Genomic DNA, 23892 nt, shown 5'->3' with positions numbered 1-23892 from the left:
TTACACCTCTTTTTTATTGTTCAATTCTTTTTGCTTTTTCTCAATTTGTTCAATTGATACAACATTTTCGATTGTTCATTTTCTCGATGAACTCAATGCTGCACCTATTAGGCTTTTTGTGGCATAATTTTTAATTTTTTCTTTACTTAATGTTTCTAAAGTTTCATTATTTTCCACTAAATATAAAGCAATAAAACTTATTAAAACATCATTAAATTGTTCGTATTCGTATTTTTTGATTTTAGGAGCCTCAACAATTCTAACTTCATCGTGTTTTTTATCCATAATGAATATTTCTTCTTTGGCTAAAATAATTAAATAACGATATTTTCATTCTCTTATATCACGAATTGCTTCGTTTAAATTCTCTTTTTTCGTTAATGAAATTGCATCATTCACCGATAAAAAAGTAATGGTTGATTTTGCTATAAAAAACTGAATTTTTTCAATAAAATTATAATCATTTTCACTTATCCACTCCTTTTGGATGGACGGCGAAAATAAAGAAATTTTTTCTTCTTCAACTGCTTTTTCAATAAATTTTAAGTATTTATCATGCAATGCTTCATCAAAATAGGTAATAAACGATGGAAGAATTAAAATATCAAAATAAATATTTTTTACAGAAAAATCAACTGGTTTATTATCTGTTTTAATAACAGATAAGCTCTTTTGACCTTTTTTATCAATGATAGTTTCATTAATTAAAGTTTTTTTATTTTCGACAACAAAAAGATATTTGGTATTTAAATTTCTTTTTATAAATTCATTTTTAATAATTTTAGTATATTCATCTAGGCCGATGGTTCCTAAAAAATTAGCATAAATATTATTCTTGTTCAAAGTCGACGTTATGTCAATCGCCGATCCTAGCAGCTTTTATTTCTGCTTCTTTTTCATCATTTTTAACATTATCAATAAAAACTTCACCTGAAACCAAAACAATTTTTTTATAGTTTCAATCAACTTGAATTGGTTTTAGATAAAAAATATGATTATCATTTAAATTATTTGTTTTTATCGATAAATCTCCTGAAATAAAGTATTTAGATGAAAATACATATTCACCGTGGTTAATGAAAATTTCGATAATTGATTTATCTAAAAAGATTTCCATAAAGTGGATATTTTCAATTTTGATTTTTCATTTTTTACCAAATTTTTTGTTTAAAACAATATTGTTTTTACTTTTGTCAACCACTAAAGTATTTTTATGGTAAGAAATTTTCATTTTTTGTTTACTATCATTTTGTAAAACAACTTCAAAATCTCCTTTTATATTTCTAAATACTAAATTGGATAATCTTGATTCTAATTTTGCTTCGTTTTCTAGTTTTGCATATTTATTTCTTAAATTGTAAATATTAGGATGAATTTTTTGAGTTATCTCACCATTTTGATAATTTAAAATTCTTGGCAACGAAAGATTGTTAATTCAATTAGGATCTAAAAAGTGACTTTCATTATCTACCGATTGTCCTATTTTCCCCATCATAATTTTTTCATCTAAATTAGAAAATAATTGTGGTGCATAAAAATCGAATCCAAGATCAGCTTTTTGAACTTTTTCAATTTCAAAAGATAGATTTTTTCAATCCATATTTCCAATCAAGAAGTAAGAATTATTTAAAGTTTGATATTTTTTTCATCTTGATTTAACTTCTTGTGTTGAAAATAAAAATACATCTTTTTCACCAATTCTGAAAAAATCTGGCGATTCATACATTAATGCTTCTCATAATAGTAATGGATCGCTTAATTTAATTTCCCCTTCATAGACAAAGTCTTTATCAGGAAAATCTGATGAATATAAAACAAGTGCTGCTTGACTATTGTATTTTTGTGCTCCGTGAAGTAAATAAAATTTACCATTAATAAATAGCGGTTTAGGGTCGCTAAATTTTTCAGTATATCTATTTCTATCAACTGCAAATAAAACTTTTTTACTTTCTTCAATTACATTATTTTCCGAATCTAATTCAACAACAATAGTGTATGAATTATTTTCATCTGCATCGTGTTTATTATCTTTGTCAACTTTACCAGTGTAATATAGATAAAATTTACCATCATGTTCAATTGAACCACCTGAATAAATTCCATCTATATCTTCTTTAATCGCTGGTTTTAAAACTAAATCATTATTAAAGTATTTTACAAAATCTTCTGTATAAAAATGTCCTTTATGCATTAAAGAATTTTCTGATATTGAATAAGGATTTCATTGATGAAAAATATGAAATTTATCCTTGTGAACACCTAACCCATTAGGATTGCTAATTATTCCCGCAAATCCTGATAAATGTAAGTTATTGTAATATTGATCTTGTAGCATTTCTTTATGCTTTAACAAAATTTCATCATAATCATTTTTCGGATCATAAATTCTTTCGTAATTTTTTTTATTTTTTGTTGCTTTTTTGTGTTTTTCTTTTTTAGAAGTATTGTCGTTTAATGTTTTCATATTTTCCTTTATATTTTTATATTTTATATAATAAATTATATTAAAAATAACAGTAAAAAGGAAATTATTTTTATTAACTATTAAAGAAACAGTATTAAATTAAAAAATAAATAAGTTATTTTTGAAAATAATTGTATAATTTTAAATATAAATTAATAAATGTTGTTTTTAATTTTATAAAATAGTTTAAAATTATTAAATAATTAATAAATTTTAGGAGGAAAAATGCCAAGAGAAGGTGTTACATTAAGATGTTCAGAATGTAAAATGGAAAATTACATTACAACAAAAAATAAAAAAACTCAAACTGAAAAATTAGAAATGTCAAAACATTGCCACAAATGCAATAAACACACATCACATAAAGAGAAAAAATAAAGTCTCTTTTTTTTATTTAGGAGAAAAATGAATAGAAAATATTTAGATTTAATAATCAATGAAAATAATTTAGATGCTATTATTTCATATTCACCTCAAACAAGATTATGACTAACAACAATTCAATCAACAGACGGAATGGTTGTAATTGAAAAAAGTAAATCATACGTTTTAGTAGATTCAAGATATATAGAATATGCACAAAAACAAGTTAAAAATGCTGAATTGATTTTGTTAACAGCCGATAATTTGAAAAAATTATTAGAAAATAAAAAATATCAAAGAATTGGAATTGAAGAAGATTATTTAACTTTAGGTGAATTTAATAGAATTAAAAAATTCTTTCCTAATGCAGAATTTGTTGAAATTTCAGGGCAAAAATTAAGAATTTTAAAAGATGAAAATGAAATTGCTAATTTACAAAAAGCGATTGATATTTCTTTGGAAGCTTATAATCAATTAATTGCAGAAATTAAAGAGGGTCAAACTGAAAGAGAAATCGATAGAAGATTAAACTTTTTAATGAAAGAAAAAGGCGCTCAAAAAGAATGCTTTGATTCAATCATTGCTACAGGAAGTAATTCGGCTATTCCTCATCATCATCCAACTGATAGAAAAATTAAAAAGGGAGATTTATTGAAAATCGACTTTGGAGCAGTTTATAACGGATATGGTGCTGATATTACTAGAACATTTATTTTCGGCGATAAAGCAAACGATCCTAAAGCGGAGGAAATTTTACAAATAGTTAAAGAAGCTGCACAAAAAGGAAGACAAATGGTTAAACCCGGAATTAAAGCTTCAGAGGTTGATAAAGTATGTAGAGACTACATTCAATCTAAAGGGTATGGGAAATACTTTTTACATTCTACAGGACATGGATTAGGAATTGATGTACATGAATTACCTAATGTTTCTTCATCTTCTGATTTTATTTTAGAAGAGGGAATGGTTATTACTGTCGAACCAGGAATTTATATTGAAGGTTTAGGCGGAGCAAGAATTGAAGATGATTTACTTGTTACTAAAACAGGTTCAATTACTCTTTCAAGAAAAGGCGAAATTAACGGTAAATAAGATAATCACTTTTTATTATAATCAATGAAAAAAATGTGAAATTTAGCATTTTTTTCATTGATTTTTTATTTTTTGAAAAATATTTAAAAAAAATAATATAATTTGTTCAATAAATTATTTAAGGAGAAATATGTTCGTAAAAGATGTTACAAAAGCAACATTAGAAAATCAAATTAAAGATGGAAATGGAGTTCAACTTTTAAATTTCCACGCAACATGATGCGGTCCATGTAAAATGATGGCTCCAGTTTTAAAAGAAGTTGCTGATAAATTAAATATTCAAGTTTTTAAAGTTGATGTTGATCAAGATATTAACTTCGCTAGAGAAATGAAAATCTCTGGAACCCCAACAACTTTTATTTATAAAAATGGTAAATTAGCTTCAATGGAAGTTGGTTATAGATCATATGATCAATTAGCTAGAATTTTAAAATCATTTATGTAAGATTATTTATTTATGCAAATAATAATTAACAAAGGGAATTCATAAATAAAATTGATAGTTTAAAATCTTTGGCTAAATTAATATTTTGAACAAATATTGTAAATTTTATGCTTGGACTTATAACGGTTATTTGCGCTATTGTTTTTATTATAAATTTTATTAATAATTTTAATAATGAAAATTTTATCTTATTTAATAATACGTTTATAGTTATGAGTACTTTTTTAGTATTTTTACTAATTACAATTATAAAACTATTTATATTGCAAATTATTTTAACTATTAAACTTTCACCATTAAAAAATGCTAAAAGTCACTATATTTTAGCATTAATTGGGACTTTTGTTTCCGTAGTTGATTTTATTGGTGCAATTTTACTTTTAAAAGAAATTAAAACTTCAAAAATGATTAAAATAAGTTAGCAAAAACTGATTAAATACAATTTGGCATTTATATTTTAATTAATATAAATGTTTTTTTTATTTTAAAATAAAAAAAACATACATTATTATGTATGCTTTAAATGATTTTCTACTATTAATAATAAGTACTTTTTATTTTATGATAACTATCATAATTATTTGTATCATATCGCTTTTTCAATTTAATTAAAATTGGTGTTAAGGAAATTAAAAAGACACAATAAATTGGAATTGTAATTAATCCCTTTAAAATTATTGGAGTTAAATAAAAGTAAAAGTATTGATTAATTTCTCTTAATTTATTATTTTTAATTCCAATAAACCGATTGTAATATTTGATAAAAGCATACGGTCCTCATAATCATCTTAATAAAATTACAATTGTTAGTACAACAGAAAAAATAAAAATAATTAAATAATAAATTTCTTTTTTAGTTTTAAAATACAAAATTGAAAATGATATTAAAATTATTAATGAAATTGAAGAAAAACTTATTATTAAAATTAAAACTAATTCTTTGGTAAATATTTGTCTAATATCTTTAGATAAATTTTCAATTTTTACTTGATTTGCACCATTTATTACTTCAGAAAAATAAATTATTATCAATGTGCTAATCGTGATGATAAAAATTGAAAATATCGTTATAAAACTTAATTTATTTTTTAATTGGTAAATATAAAATAACAATCAAGATAAAATTGCTGTAAAAGGCGGAATAATCGCATATTCAATCATTCATGTAGCAATTGATGAAGTTATTAGTAAATTTAAAGTATCAGCTAGTATTGCTAAAAAAGCGCCTTTAAATGGTCCTAAAATCAATCCGAGAATTATATTAAAGGGAATTTCAAAACTAACATTTAATTTTTTAGTTAAAATTGTTAATCTTAATAAAAAACTTAACCCTAAATAAATTGCCAAAAGAATTGCGCTTAAAGTAATATCATATGTAGTTATTTTAAAAATTTTACTATTTTTTAAATAGTTAATAAAACTATTTTGACTTTTAATTGAGTTTGTATTAACGTCCTAAATTAGTTTTTGGATTCTAAATTAAAATGTTTTACTACATATTTTTTAACTGAATCATAATCTAATTTAATTTCTTTATAAACTAAATCTCCAGGTGCTGAATATCCAAAGCAATTATGCCCAATGTTGTGACGAGCAACTTTTGATCAACCAAATGTTGAAGATGCTTCAATTGAAATTGCTTTTGAAGGATTTCATAATACTCTATTATCTCAGTGAGATGCTGAAATAACATTTAAATTCAATTCTTGCCCTATTTTTAAAGCATTGGCTAATTCACTTCCTGTTGCAATTAAAGCATAAGGGGAATCAGTTTTATGAATTAAATAACTTCCTTTTTTAAATAATTCTTTATCAGTTGTTTCTAATGAAACGATATTTTGTCTTGTTAAAACAATTGCATGAGGTCTATTTATAGCATTAATTGCTAATTCATATGCTCCAAGCACTTCTTTTTCATCAGCTGGTCTTAAAACAATTAATCCAGGAAGAGAACGAAGCATTGCAAGTTGTTCAATTGGTTGATGAGTTGGACCATCTTCACCTACAAATACTGAATCATGAGTAAAAATATAAGTAACTGGTAAATTCATTAATGAAGATAATCTCATTGCAGGTTTAATATAATCTGAAAAGACAAAGAATGTTGATACAAACGGTCTTAAAACAGAGTGTAGCGCAATACCATTTGCAATTGTTCCCATTGCAAATTCTCTAACTCCAAAAAGAATATTTCTTCCTAAACGATTTTCTTTTGAAAATACTCCATCAGCTCCACCAACTTTTGTTGATGCTACTAAATCAGCTGAACCTCCAATTCAATGAGGAACTACAGTATTTAAATGTTTTACAACTGTTCCTGATGAATTACGAGTTGCATCATTTTTCTTCAATTCTAAATCTAAACTAACTGCTTTTGAAGCATTTGCTAAATAATCTCTTAATTCTTGAGATTCAACAAAGTTATTAAATGCATCTTCACCACGAACAAAAAGTGTTTCTCTGTAGTAGTTTTCCACTTCCTCTGGTAATTCAAAATCACCATATGTTCATCCTAAATTTTCTTTAACAGTTTCAAAATCTTCTCCTAAAGGTGCTCCGTGAACATCACTTGTTCCTTGTTTTGTTGCTCCTTCTCCAATAACTGTTCTAACTTCGATAAATGAAGGTTTTTTAGATTTTTTAGCTTTTGCAATTGCTTTTGAAATTTTATTAACATCATTTTTTACTGAAAAGTATTTAAAGCCTAATGATTCCATTTTTAATCTTAAATCATCAGCACTAACTTCATCAACTGGTGTATCTAATTGAACTTCATTAGAATCGTGTAAAACAATAAGTTTATTTAATTGTAATTTTCCTGCCAATGATAATGCTTCATTAGCAACCCCTTCTTGTAAATCACCATCACCACAAAGTACATATGTATAATGATTAATTTCAGGGAATTTAGCATGTAAATGACTTTCAGCTAATGCTAATCCAACCCCCATTCCAATTCCTTGCCCTAATGGTCCAGTTGTTGCTTCTACACCTAGTGTATGTCCATATTCAGGATGTCCTGGTGTTAATGAATTTAATTGTCTAAAGTTTTTTAAATCATCTTCTGATAATAAACCTAAAATTCTTAATTGAGCATATAGTAATGCTGATCCATGACCTGCTGAAAGAATAAATCTATCACGATTAATTCATTTTGGAGACATTGGATTAAATACTAAATGTCTTGAAAATAAAGCATGCATTATTTTTGCTGCTCCTAAAACTATCCCTGGATGCCCTGAATTAGCTTTATTAATTGCTGCTACTCCATTAACTTTTAGAGTGTTAACGGATAACAAATCAAGATTTTTATTATATTTCATATTTTTTCACTATTTCTTTCTATTTAATTTTCCTAAATAATTCATCGAAATATTTTCGACATCTACTCTTATTAATAATTTGACTGCATCTTTTATTTTTTCGATTAAATTAGTTAATCGTTGTGAAAACTCATTTTGACTTTGGTAAGAGTAAAAATCAAATTCAATTGAAACATTAGTATTAGTACTATTAACAATAATCTTTAAATTTTTACCTAATTTAAAATTTGTACTTTTACTAAAAATCGCTTCCACTGTTTGCTCAAATGTTTTTTTGTGAACTGTATAAATTTGGTTTAATCCATAATTTACTATAACATAGTCCATTATTTTCCCGCTCTTCCAACATATTTACCAGTTTCACTAGAAACCACAATGATTTCTCCCTCTTTGATAAACATTGGAGTTTCAACTTCAAATCCAGTTTCTAAAACAACTTTTTTTTGTGGGTTAGTTGTAGTATTTCCCTTTACAGCTTCAGGAGCTTCAATCACCTTTAATTCAACATTGATTGGTAGTTCAATATCTAAAATTTCATTTTCAAATTTTCTAACAATAACTTTTTGTCCGTCTTTAAGAAAATTCATTTCTCATTCAACTTTAGAATTTTCAATATTAATTTGTTCAAATGTTTCTTCATCCATCAAAACAATTGCAGTGCCGTCATTATATAAATAATTCATTCCTGTTTTTTCAATGTGGGCTTTTTCTACTTTATCACCACCTGTATAAGATTTGATTGTTGTTGCGCCTGTTCGTAAATTTTTAACTTTTGCCTTTACTGTCGCTTGACCTCTTCCTTGTTTTGAGTGTTGTGATTCTAAAACAATAAAGATTTCTCCGTTTTCCTGATAAGTTATACCAGGTTTAAAATCATTGACATTAAACATTTTTCCTCCTAAAAACTATTTAAATTATATAATAATTTTTAAAAAATGTTTATAATTATAAGTATATGATATTAAAACTTTTTGAAAGCACAAGCAAAGTTGCACCTTTAAGACCGAATGATTATTCAGGATTACCAAGTTGAATGAACTATTTATTTGGTAGTTTGTTTTTAATTTTGGGAATTGCAATATTTTTTCTGTATTCAAAAACTAAAAGTAATGCTGAAAAATATAAAAACAAACAATTGATTGAATATAAAAAGCAAAATAGAATTAAAGAAAGTACAATAGTTAAATACGAAGATACTAAAATGTATTTACCAATTTGAGAAAAAACTAAACAATTTGCTCCAATTATCGGCGGACTAACTTTATGTATTATTGGTATTGCATGAATAGTTGGTAAATCAATTTTATTATAATTTTAAATAAAAAACAGAATCAAGTGGCGATTCTGTTTTTAAATTACTAATTTAAATTATGATCATTTTTAAAAATGTTACTAACTAAAAATAATTATTTGTTAATTGTGTTAAAAATGTATTAAATTATAATATAAAAAGTAAAAAAATAACAAAATAATGATATGCTATATAGTTTTTTTTTTTTTTTGATTTTATAATTTAATATATCAAAAAATTTATATTACTAATGTCTGGAAATAAATATAATTATGTTGTAAATATTTAATAATAAAATTATTTTAAATTTACATTTTAATGAACAAAGGAGAAAACCAAAATGAAAAAAACAACCGGAATTTTTCAATGAATAGCAACTTTTTTTCTTGTAATTTACATTTTAACATTTGTATTAGGTGCCAATATAAATGATAAAACTAAAACTGTTGGTTGATTAGTGTTTCTTATTTTATGATCGGTTTTATTAAATGGTATAGGTTTGACATTTTTAATTTTATTTATAATTAATTTAATAAAAGTTATCAATTTTAGAAATAAAAACAAAGAAAATATTCAGCTTTTAAATTTGCCTGAAAATAAATTAATTAATGCCATTTTCCCTATAAAATACACATTTATTAAAAAAGAGATAGCAATTTAATGAAAAATAGAGAAACAAATATTAATAAAAACTTATCAATTGCAATTATAGTTTTTGTAATTTTTGAAATAATATTTGCACTAATTGCAACTATATTGTTTTTTATCGGTCTTATTCAAAAAATAAATTTTGAATTTAATAATAAAGAAAGTGCTATTGTACCTAAAGAAGAGATTTTTCCGCTTTTGTTAGAAACAAGTGAATTATTATTTAAATTTTTATCAGCAAATATATTAATAGTTTCAATTTTAAGTGCTATAGTAATTTATAATTTTTACAAAGAAAAAGAAATAGATAATAGCCTTTATATAAAACTATTTTTAATTGGAATGTTTATAAGTTTAGTTTCAATGATAGCAGCTATTAAATATATTTCAAGACCTTTAATAAAAATAGAACAAAATCAATAAATAATTAAAGTAGATAATCTTAAATTATGATTATCTACTTTTTTTATCTAATATTAATTTAAATTTTATTTATTTTAACCATCACTTATTTATAAATATCTTTAAATCTAAAATTTATTAGTGATAAAAATAAACTATTATTTTGTTTTATATTATTGTTATTTAAATAAAAAAATACCACAATAAAGTGGTATTTATAACTTTAATATTACCGTTTTGACTTGTCGTATGGTTGTCCAGCTGCAGCCGGTCCTTGAACTCGTTTTGAAGAGAAAATTAATACAACAAATGTTAATATATAAGGAATTGTATTAATTAATTTTCCATATTCTTTTACCGTTTCAAATATTCCAGCACCAGTTCCGATCACGGAAGCAAGACCTAATATTAATGAGAAAAATAGTGCAAAAACTAAAATTAATGAAGATTTTCATCGTCCCATAATCAATATAGTTAAAGCGACAAATCCCATTCCATCTGCTGAACCACTAAAGGACACTCCTTTTTGTTGGAAAAGAACTCCTCCTGCTAATCCTGCTAATATTCCAGAAATGATAACTCCTTGTCATTTAAAGAAATTAACATTAATTCCAGCTGCATCAGCTGCTTGAGGATTTTCACCAATTGCTTTAAATCTTAATCCTCATTTAGTTTTATTCATTAAAATAATTGCTGTTACAAAAACTAAAATAACAATTAATAATTTTAAAGAAATAATGTTTTGTCAATCGTTAATTGAGTTTTGTGATAATGCTAATTCTTGAACTGATGATTGAATTTTATTTGCATTTCCAAAACGTTTTAAAACAAATATTGCTATTGCTGGTGCTAATAAATTTAATGCAATACCAGAAATAGTATGATCCCCTTTTAACTTAATAGTAACAAAACCGTGAAGCATTGAAAACAGTCCACCAGCCAATGCCGCTATTAAAAATAAAGGAATTTGCATTCAAGGCGAAGAAACTTTAAATATTTGTCCAAATATACCGTAAAATGTTGCCCCGATAATTATCATACCTTCAATTCCAACATTTACTATTCCGGCTCTTTCTGAAAACATTGCCGAAAGAGAAGAAATTGAAAGAATTACAAAATAAACCAATGAAGGGATTAATATTAATCAAAATATACTCATATTAGTTTACCTCCATTTTAAGTCATTTATATCTTTTTTGAATTTCACTAGCAACTTTATTTTTATATTCTTTATAATCTGATTTAACTTCAATTATAAGTGATTTATGTTGCTCTTTTAAGATTTTATTATCGTAGTATCCTAATTCAGTTAACTCACGATTAATAAGTCTTTTTTTATCATTAATTTCTTTATATAAATTAAGTTTATTTAAATCTTTATTTTCATTTAAATATTTAGTAATGTCGTTTAATTTTAATGAAAATTCTTCATTAATAAGATTAAAATCAACCTCTTGATCAGGCATTGAATTTAATAATGTTTGTTTCTCTTTTAGTAATTTAGATGAAATTTCATTAACTTTTTTAATTGAAATTTGTTCATTTTTATATAAATTTAATAAGTTTTCAATATTTTCATCGATTAAAGAATTTTTTTCTAATAAAAATTGTTGATCAGTTTGGAAATCTTCAGAATTTTCTTTATATTTTTCCTCTAATAATTTAACACTTTCATTATATGAATTGAAAAATTCTTTAAATGATAATTTTGATAAACTGCTATTTTTTTCTGCTTTTTTGAAAAAGTCTTCTTTTAACTCATTTTTAAGTTCTTTTCATCTTGGACGATTTTCAGCATTAGCAATGTTAATAGCTTTTTTAGAAATTTTATATTTCGATTTTAAAAGTTTTTTAATTAATCAATATGCTTTAAATCCGCTGATTCTTCTTTCTTTATATAATTTAGATAAAGTATCTGCATATTGAGTAATGATTAATGATTTTTTATTTAAATATTTAACATCATTGTTTTTATTACTATCTTGAGCAAATTCCGATTCAAGTAAATTAATATTATTTAAATATTTTTCTTTTTCCTGTTTAAATAAATTTCCAGAATCTTTATGTTGAGATTTTAAATGTTGTGTAAATGATTCTAAAAATTTAATATCATTTTCTAATTTTTCCGAAATTTCTCTATTATCTTTGTATTTACTTTTTAGTTTTTTAATTTCTTGTAGTTTAGTTTTATATAAATAATATTCATTTTCATTATTTAAGAAATAGTAACTTTTTAATAATAGTAGATATTTTACTGATTTAGAAATTGGTCTAAATTTAGCAAAAACAACCGAAATTGCTGCTAAATAAATAATGGTTCCTGAAATCATTTGAATTGCTTCTTGATTTAATTGTTTATTTAAAACTTCAACACCTTCAAATCCGATAGTAATAAATCCATAAAATATACCAGTAAAAATTGAACCTAAAGGAGAATTTTGTGCAATTAATGAAATAGCAATTGAGTCAAATCCAATTGCATCTGGACCAACTCCTATACTCATTTTCTTAAAGGCAAATAAATATCATAAAAATCCAGCAACACCCGCAAGAGCACCTGAAAAGGATAAAACTGAAACTATTAATTTTTTCTCGTTTGTTCCTGAATATTTAGACGCATCTTTATTAACACCAGTCATTTTTATTTTATAACCGATGGATGTTTTTTTCAATACAAATCACATTCCAATTGCAAATAAAATTGTTATAGCTAAAACTATATATCCAAAAGAAACTGATCTGAAAAATGGATTTGAAAAGATTATTTCTTTACTTGTTGGTGTGTTAAATGTACCATTAGGTACAGCAAAGTTGCTTTCTCCTATACCTTGAAATAATTGAAAACAAATAAAGTAAATAATTCAGTTTAATAAAATTGTACTAATAACTTCATTTATGTTTAAATAAGCTTTTAAAATACCAGCAATAAATCCAACTATCATAGCTGATGCCACACCCGCTAATAATGCCGCTAGTAGTGTCGGACTAGAAACTTCAATTATCGAATTTTGAACTGGATTTAAATAAGATAGGACAATTATCGAAACTAATCCCGATGTCATCATCTGACCCGGTACTCCAATATTGAACATTGAAGATTTAAATCCGATACCGACGGCTATGGCACTAAAAATAAACATCGATATTGTTATTAAAAATTTAGTTGAATGTCTATTGGAAGAGACAATGTTTATCATTCTTCTAATAATAGTTAAGGGGTTAGAACCTAATAAGTAAATGAATAAAAGTGCAATTAAAATTCCGATAGTTAATGCTCATAAAGATCTAAAAACTTTTTTTCTAGCAGAAATATTCTCTTCTTCATAAAAGAATTTAGAAATTTTTGTAAATACATTATCTTTTTTAATTTCTTGATTATTCATTTTTAACTCCTGCCATTAATAGACCTATTTCATTTCTAGTAATGTTTTTAATTGATCTTTTTTCCGAAACTTCACCTTTATTAATAACTATAACAGAATCCGCTAAACTTAAAATTTCATCTAATTCATATGAAATTAATAAAATTGTTTTTCCTTGTTTTTTTTCTTCTAATATTTTATTGTGAATTGAATTGATAGCCCCAACGTCAAGTCCTCTTGTTGGTTGAATAATGATAATAAAATCATGATCGGTTAGCATTTCTCTACCAACAATTGCTTTTTGCTGATTACCACCAGACAGAGAACGAGCTAAAGATGATCCGTTTCTACCGCCCCTTACATCAAATTGACTTTCAATTTCTTTATAAAAGTTTTTAGTTTTTTTATTTGATAAAATTCCAAATTTATTAAATTCTTTATCATATAATCTTCTTATTATAGAATTTTCACCAATTGAAAAATCCAATATTAAACCGTGTTTATGTCTATCTCCTGGAATATAAGAAATTTTTTCCTTAGATTTTTTCATAACTGAAAATTTAGTGATATTTTTGCCAATATTTTCACCATTTTCATTTTTCTTATAGATAAGAACTTCACCCGAAGTTGGTTTTAACATTCCTGATGCAACAAATTCAATTTCTTCTTGACCGTTTCCTTCAACACCAGCAATTGCTAAAATTTCTCCACGATTAATAGCAAATGAAACATTATTAATACCTTTTAAATGTTTGGCACTAACATTTTTAAATTCAAAACCTATTTCATCACTTATCGGCTCTTCTAAATCGTTTTTAGGCATAACAACTTTTTTACCAACCATTGCTTCAGACATCATAGAAGAAGTAACATCTTCTAATGTTTCGAATTTTTTAACAACTTCACCGTGTCTAATAACTGTTGCTTCGTCTGCTACCGCCTTAATTTCATTAAGTTTATGAGTAATGAAAATGATTGTTTTACCACTTTCTTTAAAAACTTTCATTGTTTCTAATAAACCATCAATCTCTTGCGGATTTAAAACGGCTGTTGGTTCGTCAAAAACTAAAATCTCCGCATCACGATAAAGCATTTTCATAATTTCTACTTTTTGTTGTGTAGAAACTGTTGCATCCCCGGTTTTTTGATTTAAATCAAAGTGTAAATTATATCTATTTTGAATCGTTTTAATTTTTTCAATAGCTGTTTTTTTATCTAAAAATCCTTTTTGGACAAATTCATCACCTAAAATAATATTTTCTAAATTAGTATATGCCATAACTAATTTAAAATGTTGATGAACCATACCGATACCCAGTTCATTAGCTTGGTTAGGATCTTTAATGTACATACTGTGACCATTTATTTTAATATTTCCACTTGTTGGAGAATATAATCCAAACAATATAGACATTAACGTACTTTTTCCAGCACCATTTTCTCCTATAAGAGCATGAATGGTACCTCTTTTAATGTCGATATTTATATTTTTATTGGCAATTATTGTTCCAAACTGTTTTGTAATATTAATAAACTGGACAGCAAAATCATTATTTCTTTCCATTTTTTCTCCATATTACAATTAAAAAATAACTCATAACAAGTTATTTTTTAAATTTTTATTATTGTGCATTTATTTTAGCTGCTAGAGCATTTAGTGCTTCTGCATTTTTTGGATCAGGACTAATAGTCATTACAGGGATATTAAATTCTTTTTTAACATCAACTTTTTTATTATCATTTTCATATTTGCTTTTTACAGCTTCAACTTTTTGAGTAAATTTTTGTTTTGCTTTTTCAATTGATGCTTTTGCTACTGTTTTATCAGTTTCTGCTAGTGTAGTTTCTGATAAATCAACAAAGCCATTAAAATATCCATCTCTAATTGCTGCATTTGATGTGGCACTAAATCCTGATAATATATCTGAATTTGCGCCTTTTTGTAATCATAAATCAGTTAATACACGGTAAAGTGTAGATCCTAATCTTTTTTCTACGGAAGTGAAGAAGTATTTTGCATCCTGTTCAAATGCTTTAGATTGGTCAGTATCCACTCCGATAATTAATTGACCTTTATTTGCTTTTTTAATTGCTTCTAATGCAGTTCCTGATAATGAACCAGCTACTGGAAACACCGCTTTTGGATCCTCTGAAGACACTGTTACTTCAACTTTTCTTACATTTGAAGCATCTTGAGCATCAAATCCAGTTGATAATTCTAAGTTGCTAGTATTTAATTTAGTTTTTTTAGAATTTCCGCTTTCAGCATTATAGTCATGAATACCTTGTAAATATCCAGCTATAAAATCAAGAACACCAGCTCCAGTTCCTCCACCAAATGTTGCAACTTTTCTTTTGTTATCATCTTGTTCTTTTGTTGATAAATAGTCAGCAATTGCATAACCAGCCATTCATCCTGCTTCCTCTGTTTTATAATTTAAAGTAATTAATTTTCCTGGAGAAACTACACCATCAGGCAATGATCAGTCAACACCAATAACTGTTATATCTCTAGAATCAAATGAATCTTTATTTTGTTTATATCATGTTTCAAATGCTTCTGCTTGTTGGAACCCTGTTAAAACTCAAACATTTAAATTAGTCCCCATAAATGAATTATATGTATTTGCTAATTTATCACCAGGGCTATTTACTGATCTATTTCAAGTAGCACCTACTTGTAATGAATGCTGTGAAACAGCTTCTCACATTGATTGGTTAAATGATTTATCATTAACATCACCACCTGCAGTAACTAATCCAATTCTCAATTCTTTAAAAGTATTTTCAGATTTTGCCTTTTCAACTTCTGCTTTTTTACTTTCAACTAATGAACTAATATTTGAATAATTAGTTTTATGGTAATGTTGCGATTGATCTTGTTGAGCTTTAACATCAACAATTTCTTCTTGACAAGAAACAACCATTGCAACTGTCGAAAGACCAGTTAAAGTACTTCCTAGTCCTAAAAATAGTTTTTTATTTAATTTCATATTTCACCTTTTTTCTTTTATTTGAATAAATAAATTATAATAAAAATTCTTAATTTGTTATTAAATTCATTTTTTTATTAAAAATTGTTCAAAAATATTTAAAATTTTTGAACAAAATGAATTTATTTTTACTTTTCTTTTACTAATTCTAAAACACTATGAGAAAAACTTGTAGGAACTTTTTTACCAAATGCTTCAATTTCCACCCAAGATTCTCCTAAACGATCATCAGTTTCAATTACTCTTCCAATTTCTCCTGCAAAACTACCTTCTAAAATTTTTACCATTACATTTGGTTTAAATGGCGAATCGATAATTCCTAAATTGAATTTTTCTCAAACTTTTTTTTCTGCTTCAAACATCTTTTTAATTTGACGCTCAGAAACTGGAGTTGGTTTTGCTCCTTTTCCTGAAGAACCGATAATACCTGTTACATACTGGGTATTTCTGATTTTAAATCAAACATCATCAGCCATTAATACTTTAACGAATATATATCCTTTATAAAGATTTTCTTTTTTAACTTTAAAAGGTTCACCTTTTATTTTCTTTTCAATTTCTTTTTGACTAAGATGTGGTGCTTCAAAAATTTTGATTTCTTCAAATAGATCATCTAATAACTCTGATTTAACGACATTATTTAATGACTCGATTACCTTGTCTTCTTTTCCTGAAACTGTTGAAACCATATATCATTTAAAATTTTCCTTTTCCATTAAAATCCTACCCCCATTTTTGCTCAAATAAATGTAACCACAAAAGTTATTATTAAAAATAAAATTGCAGTTATTACTGTAAATAAAATAATTAAAAAGAAATTGCTTCCAGATGTTTTGGCATCTGGTCATTTAACTCTTTTTATTTCTTTAACCCAGTTTCTAAAATAATATTTTTTCTCTTTTTTCGCTATTTTCTTTTTCGCCATTATTTTTCTTCCTTATGAAGAGTTTTTTTATTACATTTTTTGCAAAATTTATTAATTGTTAATCTTAAAGCACTAACTGATTTATTTTTAACATAATTTTTCGATTTACATTCTTGACAACTTAATGTAATTTTCTCTTTAGACATAGTTTTTTAATTATATCATTTTTAAATTAAAATTAAAATTCTTGATAAATAGCGGCCATTTTTTTAACATTATCAATAATTTCATTGACTTTCTGTGAGCTCATATTAAAAGCTGCTGATATTTTACTAGTTGATCATTTATCGACAAAAAAACGATATAAAATTTTAAAATCTTTTGTTGGTATATTTTTTAAAAAATCATGATATTCCATTTTTAAAAAATTATCATAAAATTCTTCTTTTTCTCTTTCGTTAAGAAAATTATCACTATATTCATATGAAAAATTTAAAAGCCGATTATTTTGGTCGGTAAAATTTCTGCATATTGATAACATTGTATAATAAACTCATTTATATAAATATGATTTGTATTTTTCTCCTTTTAAACGTTGTTTATTTGCTCTTTTGACAATTTCGCCTAAATTAGAAAGTCCTTCAATAAACAAATCATCATAGCTTAAAGGAACAGATCTAAATTTTTTTAAAATTGCTTTTGCCGCTATTGAAACCAGTTCTTGATTTTCTAGTAATAATCGATTAATTTTCTTTCTTTTTCTAATAATTCACCTTCTTTTTCTTTTTTTGATTATATTTTAAATAAAATAATACCTGCTGCAACTGAAACATTTAATGATTGAACAGTTCCTTGCATTTTAATGTAAAAATTTTCGTCACATAAATTTTCAACACTTTTACTAATTCCTTTAGATTCTGAACCTAAAACCACAGCTAAAGGATAGTTAAAATGCATATCATTAATTTCTTTAGCTTTATCGTTTAAAAGCGATCCATAAACTCAAAAACTATGATTTTTTAACTTAGTAATAAATGCTGAAATTGAAGCAACTTTAATAAACTTCATATTCACAAAGCCACCTGAAGATACTTTTAATACTGTTGCATTTAAATCAACAGAACGATCTTTTGGAATGACAATGTGTTTGATATTAAAGGCGTTAGCAGTTCTAATAATTGCGCCAAAATTATGAGGATCTTGAATATGATCTAAAATTAAAATTTTTTGTGGTTTATCTTTAAAAATAATTTCAGGATCATCAAAATCAATATTTTTTATTTCTGCAACAAATCCCTGATGATTTTCCTTAGTCAATTTATTTAAAAAGTTATTATCAACTTCAATTAATTGATAATTATGTTTAATTTTAATTTCTCTAATTTTTGAACTATAAATTTTAATTATGGGCAATTTATTTTCAATTGCTTCTAAAACTGAATTTTTACCACAAATATATTTTTTCATTTTTATCCTTTATATCAATTTTTTTAGTGCCAATTTTTCTCTTAATCGATCTGCTAAAACATATTTTTTTTCATTCCGTGCTTTTTTTCAACTATCATATAATTCGATTTCTTGATTATCAATCACATTAAATGCAAATTTAAAACCTAAAATTCTTCAAATTTCTATTAAAGTTTTACTATTATTAAAATCTTTTAGTAAATTGTTAATTTCTTTATTAGCTAAAGCAAAATCTAAATTTAAAATTGAATTTAAAATTTTATCTTTTAAATTTTCATCTGATTTTAAATCAAATTTTTCTAAATAATATTTATTATAAATTCTTTTAAATTGTTCTATTTTTTTACTATTTTCTTCTATTAATATTTTAGTTAAATTTAAAGGACTAGATAAATTGGTACTTAAAATTAAATGACGAAAAACATCAGGATCATTTTCAATTGCAAAATCTTTAGCTAATAAAACATTACCTATAGATTTAGACATTTTTTGTCCATCTTTATTTAAAAAACCGGAATGCTTTCAAAAGTGAGTAATTGGTTTATCAGTTAATGAAAAGTGCTGAGCATTTTCATTTTCATGATGAGGAAAAATTAAATCAATTCCGCCACCATGAATATCTATTGTCTGTTTATTAAAATAATAGTAGATCATTGCTGAACATTCAGTATGTCATCCAGGTCTTCCTAAACCAAAAGGAGAATCATATTTTATGCCTACATCCGTTTTTTTTCACAAAGCAAAGTCTTGCGGATTTTTTTTATTAAAATTTTGATCAATCTTATCTTCACTGTTTTCTAAATCTCGATTTGAAATCATTCCATATTTATTAAAACTAGAAACATCAAAAAATACATTTTCATCACTTTTATATGCACTATTATTTTTCATTAATAAATCGATATATTCAATTATTCAGTTTAATTTATCAGTTATTTTTAAAATCGTTGTTGGTTTTTCGATGTTATAAATTTCAAATAATTTTAAATATTCTTGATAGTAATATTCACTAATTTCTTTTTCGCTTTTATTTTCTTCAATTGCTTTTTGAATTATTTTATCGTCTATATCGGTAATATTATGTAAATAATTAATTTCGTAGTTAAAATGTTTTTTAACCCGATTTCATAAGTCAAAAAACATTAAAGAACGAATATTACCAATATGAACATGGTTATAAACAGTCGGACCGCATAAATATAAATTTTCTTTTTTCATTTAATTAAATTCCTTTTTATTAAGTTTTTTAGTTAAAATTTGATAATCTGGACAAAATTTATAAACAATTGCTCAAAATTTTTTAGAATGATCTCCCCAAAAACAATGTGATAATTCATGAATTATTACCGATTCGATAATTTCTTGCGAAAAAGCTCATAGATTTTTGGAGAAAATAATCTTTTTTTGCTTAATGTAGTTAGTTCCTCAGGTTGAGTTTTTTTCTCTTAATGCAATTTCATTTTCATAATTTATTTCCATTATCTTTTCTCAATATCTAACTTTTGAAGTTAAATATTTTAAAAATTCTCTTTCTAGTAACTCTTTTAGTTTATCTTTTATTTTTTCCTCTTCGTTATTTCTGAAAGTATATTTACTTAAAAATGTTGGTTTAGAAAAATAAAAAGATTGTCCCTTTTGAGCAATTTGATAATCATATTTTTGACCTAAAAAATAAAAATAAAGATTATCAAAATCAATTCTTTGTGCTTTTAAATGATTTTTAATATTTTCTGAAAAAATTTTTAAAAGTGTTTCAATTTCTTTTTCTTGTAAAGTTTTATTATGTAAAACTAAAATTTTATTACTTGTTATTTTTAAAGTACAAAAATGTTTTTTACTAATTCTAAAAAATACTTCCACTTTTTGATTTTCGATTTCAAAAAGATACTTTTTTTCTTTTTTTCTCGTCGGTGGCTTTAATGGTTTTTTTTCTTTTAAAATACTATTTTTCATTCGAAAAAGCCTTTAAAGTTAAATAATCTTTTTTTTCCTGTGTTATATGCTTTTCAAAAGAATTTTTAATATTTAAAAGCATTTGCGAATCTAATTTAACATCTAATTGAGAATTTAAATTATGCAACTCTTGTTCGATTTGCGATTCTGTAATTATTACTACATGATTTAAATTATTTTCAATTTCCAATTTTTCAACACGATTTGAAAAAATAATTAATGATAAAATTGGAAATCTTCCATTTAACATTTTATCAATATGATAAATGTGTTTATCGTTTTGATAAACTGGATTAGTTATTGGATATTTTCTTTTTCCTAAAATTTTTAATAACTTTTTATCACTTGCATTTCCTTTAATTATTCCGTTAATAGATTTAATTTCCACTATTATGACAGCTTTATCAGTTAATAAAACTCCATCAACCTCAAATAATTGTCGATCGCCGTATTTAAATAAATTGCTAAAAATAAAGAAAAAATTATGTCTTTTAGCTCAATTATTTAAAATTTCATTTATTTTTATTTCGGCTTGTTTTCCTAATTTTTCTTGTTGATTTCATTTTCTTAAATAATTTATTTTAAAAAAAACTACAAAACAAAAAACAAGTAAAACAAAAAACAACCCTAAACTTAATCCTACAATCATTAATGTTTGTTCTTTACTCATTGTTTCCTTTCATTAAAATAATTATACTTTTTTTATAAACAAATTTAAGCAAATTAAACAATATTTAAACAACTAAAAGAAATAGTTTAAATAAGAAATAAATTTTTTTAAAAAAAATAAATAAAAAACGGATTTTCAATTGTTAAAAATCCGTTTTTACCAAATATAATTTTTATTTAAATTCTTCTGAAACTAATTTTAATTCATATGGTTCAAGTAGTTCATATATAATATCTTGATTTTCTCTTTCAACAATAAATGTATATTTATTATCAACTTTTGTACCTTTAACTGTAACAGTATTGCTCTGTTCATTTATTTGTCCGTTTTCATTTTTTTGAGCAAATTTTAAATAAATTTCATTAATTTTTTTTGCTTGTAAAACATTTGATTCTAAATCAAATATACTATTTCCGTTTTTAACACCTTTATAAATTGTAAAGTCTCAGTTTTCAAAACCAACTTTTTTTGTACTATATAAACTTCACATTTCATCTTTTAAATATAGTGGTAATACCGTCGTAACCATCTCAGTAGTTTTTTTAACTGGTTCTTCTGTATTTTTAGGTGGTTCAACTTTATTTACATCATCCTTTTTATCTTTTGGATTTTCAGATGGATTTTCCTTATTTTTATTAGGCGAATCTTTGTCATTTAAATTTGGATTAACTATATCATTTTGTTTTTCTGTGCTTTCTGCTTTTTTACATGAAATAGAAAGGCTAGCAAATGAAAAAATAGTAGTTATAGATGCAAAATAAAATAATCATTTTTTCAATTTTGTTTTCATAAATATCTCCATTTATAAAATTAATAACATCCAAGCGAATGTTATTAATTTATATATCTATTTTTTGGTTTGTTTGTATTTTATTTATTTGCTAATTTAACAACTTCAATATTTTTAAATCCTAATGATTCAAAGTTTCCAGAAGCAGTTGTTGAAACTTTAAATGAATAATGAGCAGGAACTGTTAATTCTTTGTCCATAACTTTTGATGTTTTTTCTTCAACATATGTTCCTGTTACTTCAAATTTTTGTCCACTTGATTTTTCGCTTCCATCTTGATTTAATTCATAAAATGTAATTTTAAATTGTTCATTTTCTGCTAATTTTTTATTTCCGCTTAAATATAAATCATAAACCATTGTTTTTGTAGTAGTACTTCCTGAAACTTCGGTTTTTGATGAAGATTTTTCGAATTTAAAATCAACATTAGCAAAATCAGAGTCGGTTGTAGTGAAAATCATTTCTTCTCTATTTTTTTCCACTAATTGAAGTACTTTGCTTGTTGAAGCAACTGGAGTGCTAGGAGTACCAGGATTTTTAGGATCCTCAGATTTAGGTGTTTTATCTTCCTTAACAGTATTTCCACATGAGATTACCATTGATACTGCAGAAGCAGTTAATGCTAATGTCCCCAAACTAAATAATGTTTTTTTAAATTTATTTGTCATAATTTCCTTTCGTTTTAAATTTTAAAAATTATGGAAACATTTTACATTATTAATATTATTATTTAATTAAAAAAATAAATTCATAGCAAAAACGGCGATTTTTTAGTTAAAAATTCGCCTTTTTATATATTTTTATAACAAAAGTATTCTTTTTTGATATGAAAAAAGATAAATTTATTTAAATTTTATTTTTAATTTAAGTTAATTAATTTATTTTTTAAAAATTAAATTATAAATTTTTTATTTTGCTTCTGTAGAACTTGAAGATGTTCCTGTTGCTTGAGAATCTTGTGATTGTTCACTGCTTCCTGTTGTTGAAGAAGTTGATCCTTCTTGACTTTGTTGTCCTTCTCCGGTTGAGTTTTCTTGTCCTTGAGTTGGTGAAGTTTGACTTCCTTCGCTTGAAGTTTCTCCCTCTTTTTTAGAAGCCTCTTCTGATTTTGATTCTGAACTTGAAGTACCATTTTCATTTTTAGATGCTTGTGCTTCAGAACTTGAATCTCCTTGTTCTGGAGATTTTGAAGATTGAGTTCCGTTATTTGAATCCTGTCCTTCAGTTGGAGTTGTTGTTTGAGTTCCGCCTTTTTCTGAATTTTCTCCTTCTTTAGGTGCTGTTGTTTGATTTCCACTAGTTGAACCTTGACCTTCGGCTGGAGTTGTTGTTTGAGAACCGCTTTGTCCTGGATTTTGTCCCTCTTTTGGAGTTTCTCCTTCTTTAGGTGTTGTTGTTTGAGATCCTCCTTGGCTTGGATTTGTTGATTGATCTCCTCCTTGCCCTGGAGTTGTTGTTTGAGATCCTCCTTGACTTGGAGTTTCAGTTTTTTTAGTTTCTTCTTTGGTTTTATCTCCACATGAGATTACCATAGATAATGTAGAAGCACTTAAAGCTAGTGTTCCTAAACTAAATAATGCTTTTTTGAATTTATTTGTCATAATTTCCTTTCGTTTAAATAAAAATAATTTTAAAAGAAAATCTACTTTTTTTTTTTTTTTTTGATATATCAATAAAAAGAGTTGAAAAATTGCTAGTTTTTACACTTTTTTACTAAATTTTGTAATTTTATAGCTGTTTTTTGCTAAATAAAATATAAAAAAA

Annotated in this window: 28 protein-coding genes; 7 read left to right on the top strand and 21 right to left on the bottom strand. The window is 24.9% G+C overall.

The window, feature by feature from the left end:
• Both QEG99_RS01225 and QEG99_RS01220 read right to left on the bottom strand, forming a co-directional pair.
• Window positions 1–843: a PfkB family carbohydrate kinase gene (locus QEG99_RS01225; RefSeq protein WP_280102193.1), complete on the bottom strand. Its 843-nt coding sequence runs from the start codon at window positions 841–843 to the stop codon at window positions 1–3.
• Window positions 830–2464 (bottom strand): glycoside hydrolase family 32 protein, encoded by a 1635-nt coding sequence (locus QEG99_RS01220; protein WP_280102192.1) that lies wholly within the window; start codon window positions 2462–2464, stop codon window positions 830–832. Before QEG99_RS01220 ends, QEG99_RS01225 begins: the two co-directional genes overlap by 14 nt.
• 225 nt (window positions 2465–2689) lie before the next feature.
• Between QEG99_RS01220 and rpmG (QEG99_RS01215) the strand changes: the two genes are divergently transcribed.
• The 4 genes from rpmG (QEG99_RS01215) to QEG99_RS01200 all read left to right on the top strand — a co-directional run bounded on the left by rpmG (QEG99_RS01215) (window position 2690) and on the right by QEG99_RS01200 (window position 4786).
• The gene (gene rpmG, locus QEG99_RS01215; protein ID WP_280102191.1) at window positions 2690–2842 is read left to right on the top strand and encodes a 50S ribosomal protein L33; all 153 of its coding nucleotides are present in this window, start codon (window positions 2690–2692) and stop codon (window positions 2840–2842) included.
• A gap of 27 nt (window positions 2843–2869) precedes the next feature.
• Entirely contained in the window at window positions 2870–3919 is a 1050-nt protein-coding gene (locus QEG99_RS01210) for an aminopeptidase P family protein (protein WP_280102190.1), read from the top strand.
• Window positions 3920–4049: 130 nt separating this feature from the next.
• Window positions 4050–4364: a thioredoxin family protein gene (locus QEG99_RS01205; RefSeq protein ID WP_280102189.1), complete on the top strand. Its 315-nt coding sequence runs from the start codon at window positions 4050–4052 to the stop codon at window positions 4362–4364.
• Window positions 4365–4576: 212 nt separating this feature from the next.
• On the top strand, window positions 4577–4786 hold the full coding sequence (locus QEG99_RS01200; RefSeq protein WP_280102188.1) for a hypothetical protein: 210 nt from the start codon (window positions 4577–4579) through the stop codon (window positions 4784–4786).
• A gap of 115 nt (window positions 4787–4901) precedes the next feature.
• On the opposite strand, the gene QEG99_RS01195 is transcribed toward QEG99_RS01200, so the two are convergent.
• The 4 genes from QEG99_RS01195 to efp form a co-directional block, all read right to left on the bottom strand.
• Window positions 4902–5711, bottom strand: coding sequence for an ECF transporter S component (locus QEG99_RS01195; RefSeq protein ID WP_280102187.1), 810 nt, complete (start codon window positions 5709–5711; stop codon window positions 4902–4904).
• Window positions 5712–5824: 113 nt separating this feature from the next.
• A complete protein-coding gene (locus QEG99_RS01190) occupies window positions 5825–7687 on the bottom strand; it encodes a transketolase (protein ID WP_280102186.1) in 1863 nt (620 codons plus the stop codon).
• Window positions 7688–7696: 9 nt separating this feature from the next.
• On the bottom strand, window positions 7697–8014 hold the full coding sequence (locus tag QEG99_RS01185; protein ID WP_280102185.1) for an MMB_0454 family protein: 318 nt from the start codon (window positions 8012–8014) through the stop codon (window positions 7697–7699).
• Window positions 8014–8577, bottom strand: a complete 564-nt coding sequence (gene efp, locus QEG99_RS01180; RefSeq protein ID WP_280102184.1) for an elongation factor P — start codon at window positions 8575–8577, stop codon at window positions 8014–8016. Before efp ends, QEG99_RS01185 begins: the two co-directional genes overlap by 1 nt.
• Before the next feature lie 65 nt (window positions 8578–8642).
• Here efp and QEG99_RS01175 point away from each other — a divergent pair, with 65 nt between their 5' ends.
• From QEG99_RS01175 to QEG99_RS01165, 3 genes are all read left to right on the top strand, one after another.
• A complete protein-coding gene (locus tag QEG99_RS01175) occupies window positions 8643–8999 on the top strand; it encodes a hypothetical protein (protein WP_280102183.1) in 357 nt (118 codons plus the stop codon).
• A gap of 319 nt (window positions 9000–9318) precedes the next feature.
• Window positions 9319–9639, top strand: coding sequence for a hypothetical protein (locus QEG99_RS01170; RefSeq protein ID WP_280102182.1), 321 nt, complete (start codon window positions 9319–9321; stop codon window positions 9637–9639).
• Complete coding sequence (locus tag QEG99_RS01165) at window positions 9639–10049, top strand: hypothetical protein (RefSeq protein ID WP_280102181.1); 411 nt, start codon at window positions 9639–9641, stop codon at window positions 10047–10049. Before QEG99_RS01170 ends, QEG99_RS01165 begins: the two co-directional genes overlap by 1 nt.
• 208 nt (window positions 10050–10257) lie before the next feature.
• Here QEG99_RS01165 and QEG99_RS01160 read toward each other — a convergent pair whose 3' ends face one another.
• The 15 genes from QEG99_RS01160 to QEG99_RS01090 all read right to left on the bottom strand — a co-directional run bounded on the left by QEG99_RS01160 (window position 10258) and on the right by QEG99_RS01090 (window position 23729).
• Window positions 10258–11187 (bottom strand): ABC transporter permease, encoded by a 930-nt coding sequence (locus QEG99_RS01160; protein ID WP_280102180.1) that lies wholly within the window; start codon window positions 11185–11187, stop codon window positions 10258–10260.
• 1 nt (window position 11188) lies between these two features.
• Entirely contained in the window at window positions 11189–13411 is a 2223-nt protein-coding gene (locus tag QEG99_RS01155; RefSeq protein ID WP_280102179.1) for an ABC transporter permease subunit, read from the bottom strand.
• Window positions 13404–14954, bottom strand: a complete 1551-nt coding sequence (locus tag QEG99_RS01150; RefSeq protein WP_280102178.1) for an ABC transporter ATP-binding protein — start codon at window positions 14952–14954, stop codon at window positions 13404–13406. The genes QEG99_RS01155 and QEG99_RS01150 overlap by 8 nt, the downstream gene beginning before the upstream one ends.
• A gap of 58 nt (window positions 14955–15012) precedes the next feature.
• Window positions 15013–16383 carry a BMP family ABC transporter substrate-binding protein gene (locus tag QEG99_RS01145; RefSeq protein ID WP_280102177.1) on the bottom strand — a complete coding sequence of 457 codons (1371 nt, stop codon included), beginning with the start codon at window positions 16381–16383 and terminating at the stop codon, window positions 15013–15015.
• Between the two features lie 128 nt (window positions 16384–16511).
• Complete coding sequence (gene nusG, locus QEG99_RS01140; protein ID WP_280102176.1) at window positions 16512–17099, bottom strand: transcription termination/antitermination protein NusG; 588 nt, start codon at window positions 17097–17099, stop codon at window positions 16512–16514.
• A complete protein-coding gene (gene secE, locus QEG99_RS01135) occupies window positions 17099–17308 on the bottom strand; it encodes a preprotein translocase subunit SecE (protein WP_280102175.1) in 210 nt (69 codons plus the stop codon). Before secE ends, nusG begins: the two co-directional genes overlap by 1 nt.
• Window positions 17308–17454: a 50S ribosomal protein L33 gene (gene rpmG, locus QEG99_RS01130; protein ID WP_280102174.1), complete on the bottom strand. Its 147-nt coding sequence runs from the start codon at window positions 17452–17454 to the stop codon at window positions 17308–17310. The genes secE and rpmG (QEG99_RS01130) overlap by 1 nt, the downstream gene beginning before the upstream one ends.
• A 32-nt stretch (window positions 17455–17486) precedes the next feature.
• The gene (locus QEG99_RS01125; protein ID WP_280102173.1) at window positions 17487–17900 is read right to left on the bottom strand and encodes a hypothetical protein; all 414 of its coding nucleotides are present in this window, start codon (window positions 17898–17900) and stop codon (window positions 17487–17489) included.
• 140 nt (window positions 17901–18040) lie between these two features.
• Complete coding sequence (rlmB, locus tag QEG99_RS01120) at window positions 18041–18715, bottom strand: 23S rRNA (guanosine(2251)-2'-O)-methyltransferase RlmB (protein WP_280102172.1); 675 nt, start codon at window positions 18713–18715, stop codon at window positions 18041–18043.
• Window positions 18716–18724: 9 nt separating this feature from the next.
• Complete coding sequence (cysS, locus tag QEG99_RS01115) at window positions 18725–19933, bottom strand: cysteine--tRNA ligase (RefSeq protein ID WP_280102171.1); 1209 nt, start codon at window positions 19931–19933, stop codon at window positions 18725–18727.
• Window positions 19934–20668 carry a YgjP-like metallopeptidase domain-containing protein gene (locus QEG99_RS01110; protein WP_280102170.1) on the bottom strand — a complete coding sequence of 245 codons (735 nt, stop codon included), beginning with the start codon at window positions 20666–20668 and terminating at the stop codon, window positions 19934–19936.
• Entirely contained in the window at window positions 20658–21338 is a 681-nt protein-coding gene (locus QEG99_RS01105) for a nuclease-related domain-containing protein (protein WP_280102169.1), read from the bottom strand. The genes QEG99_RS01110 and QEG99_RS01105 overlap by 11 nt, the downstream gene beginning before the upstream one ends.
• Window positions 21339–21510: 172 nt before the next feature.
• A complete protein-coding gene (locus QEG99_RS01100; protein ID WP_280102168.1) occupies window positions 21511–22128 on the bottom strand; it encodes a hypothetical protein in 618 nt (205 codons plus the stop codon).
• An 80-nt stretch (window positions 22129–22208) separates the two neighbouring features.
• The gene (locus tag QEG99_RS01095; protein WP_280102167.1) at window positions 22209–22796 is read right to left on the bottom strand and encodes a hypothetical protein; all 588 of its coding nucleotides are present in this window, start codon (window positions 22794–22796) and stop codon (window positions 22209–22211) included.
• A 240-nt stretch (window positions 22797–23036) separates the two neighbouring features.
• Window positions 23037–23729, bottom strand: a complete 693-nt coding sequence (locus tag QEG99_RS01090; RefSeq protein ID WP_280102166.1) for a hypothetical protein — start codon at window positions 23727–23729, stop codon at window positions 23037–23039.
• Window positions 23730–23892: the final 163 nt, after the last annotated feature.

The organism is Mesomycoplasma lagogenitalium, from assembly GCF_029854295.1.
GTDB classification, from domain to species: Bacteria; Bacillota_I; Bacilli_A; order Mycoplasmatales; family Metamycoplasmataceae; genus Mesomycoplasma_A; species Mesomycoplasma_A lagogenitalium.
Note: the sequence above shows the minus strand (reverse complement) of the source record. Positions and strands in the feature narration are given on the sequence as shown.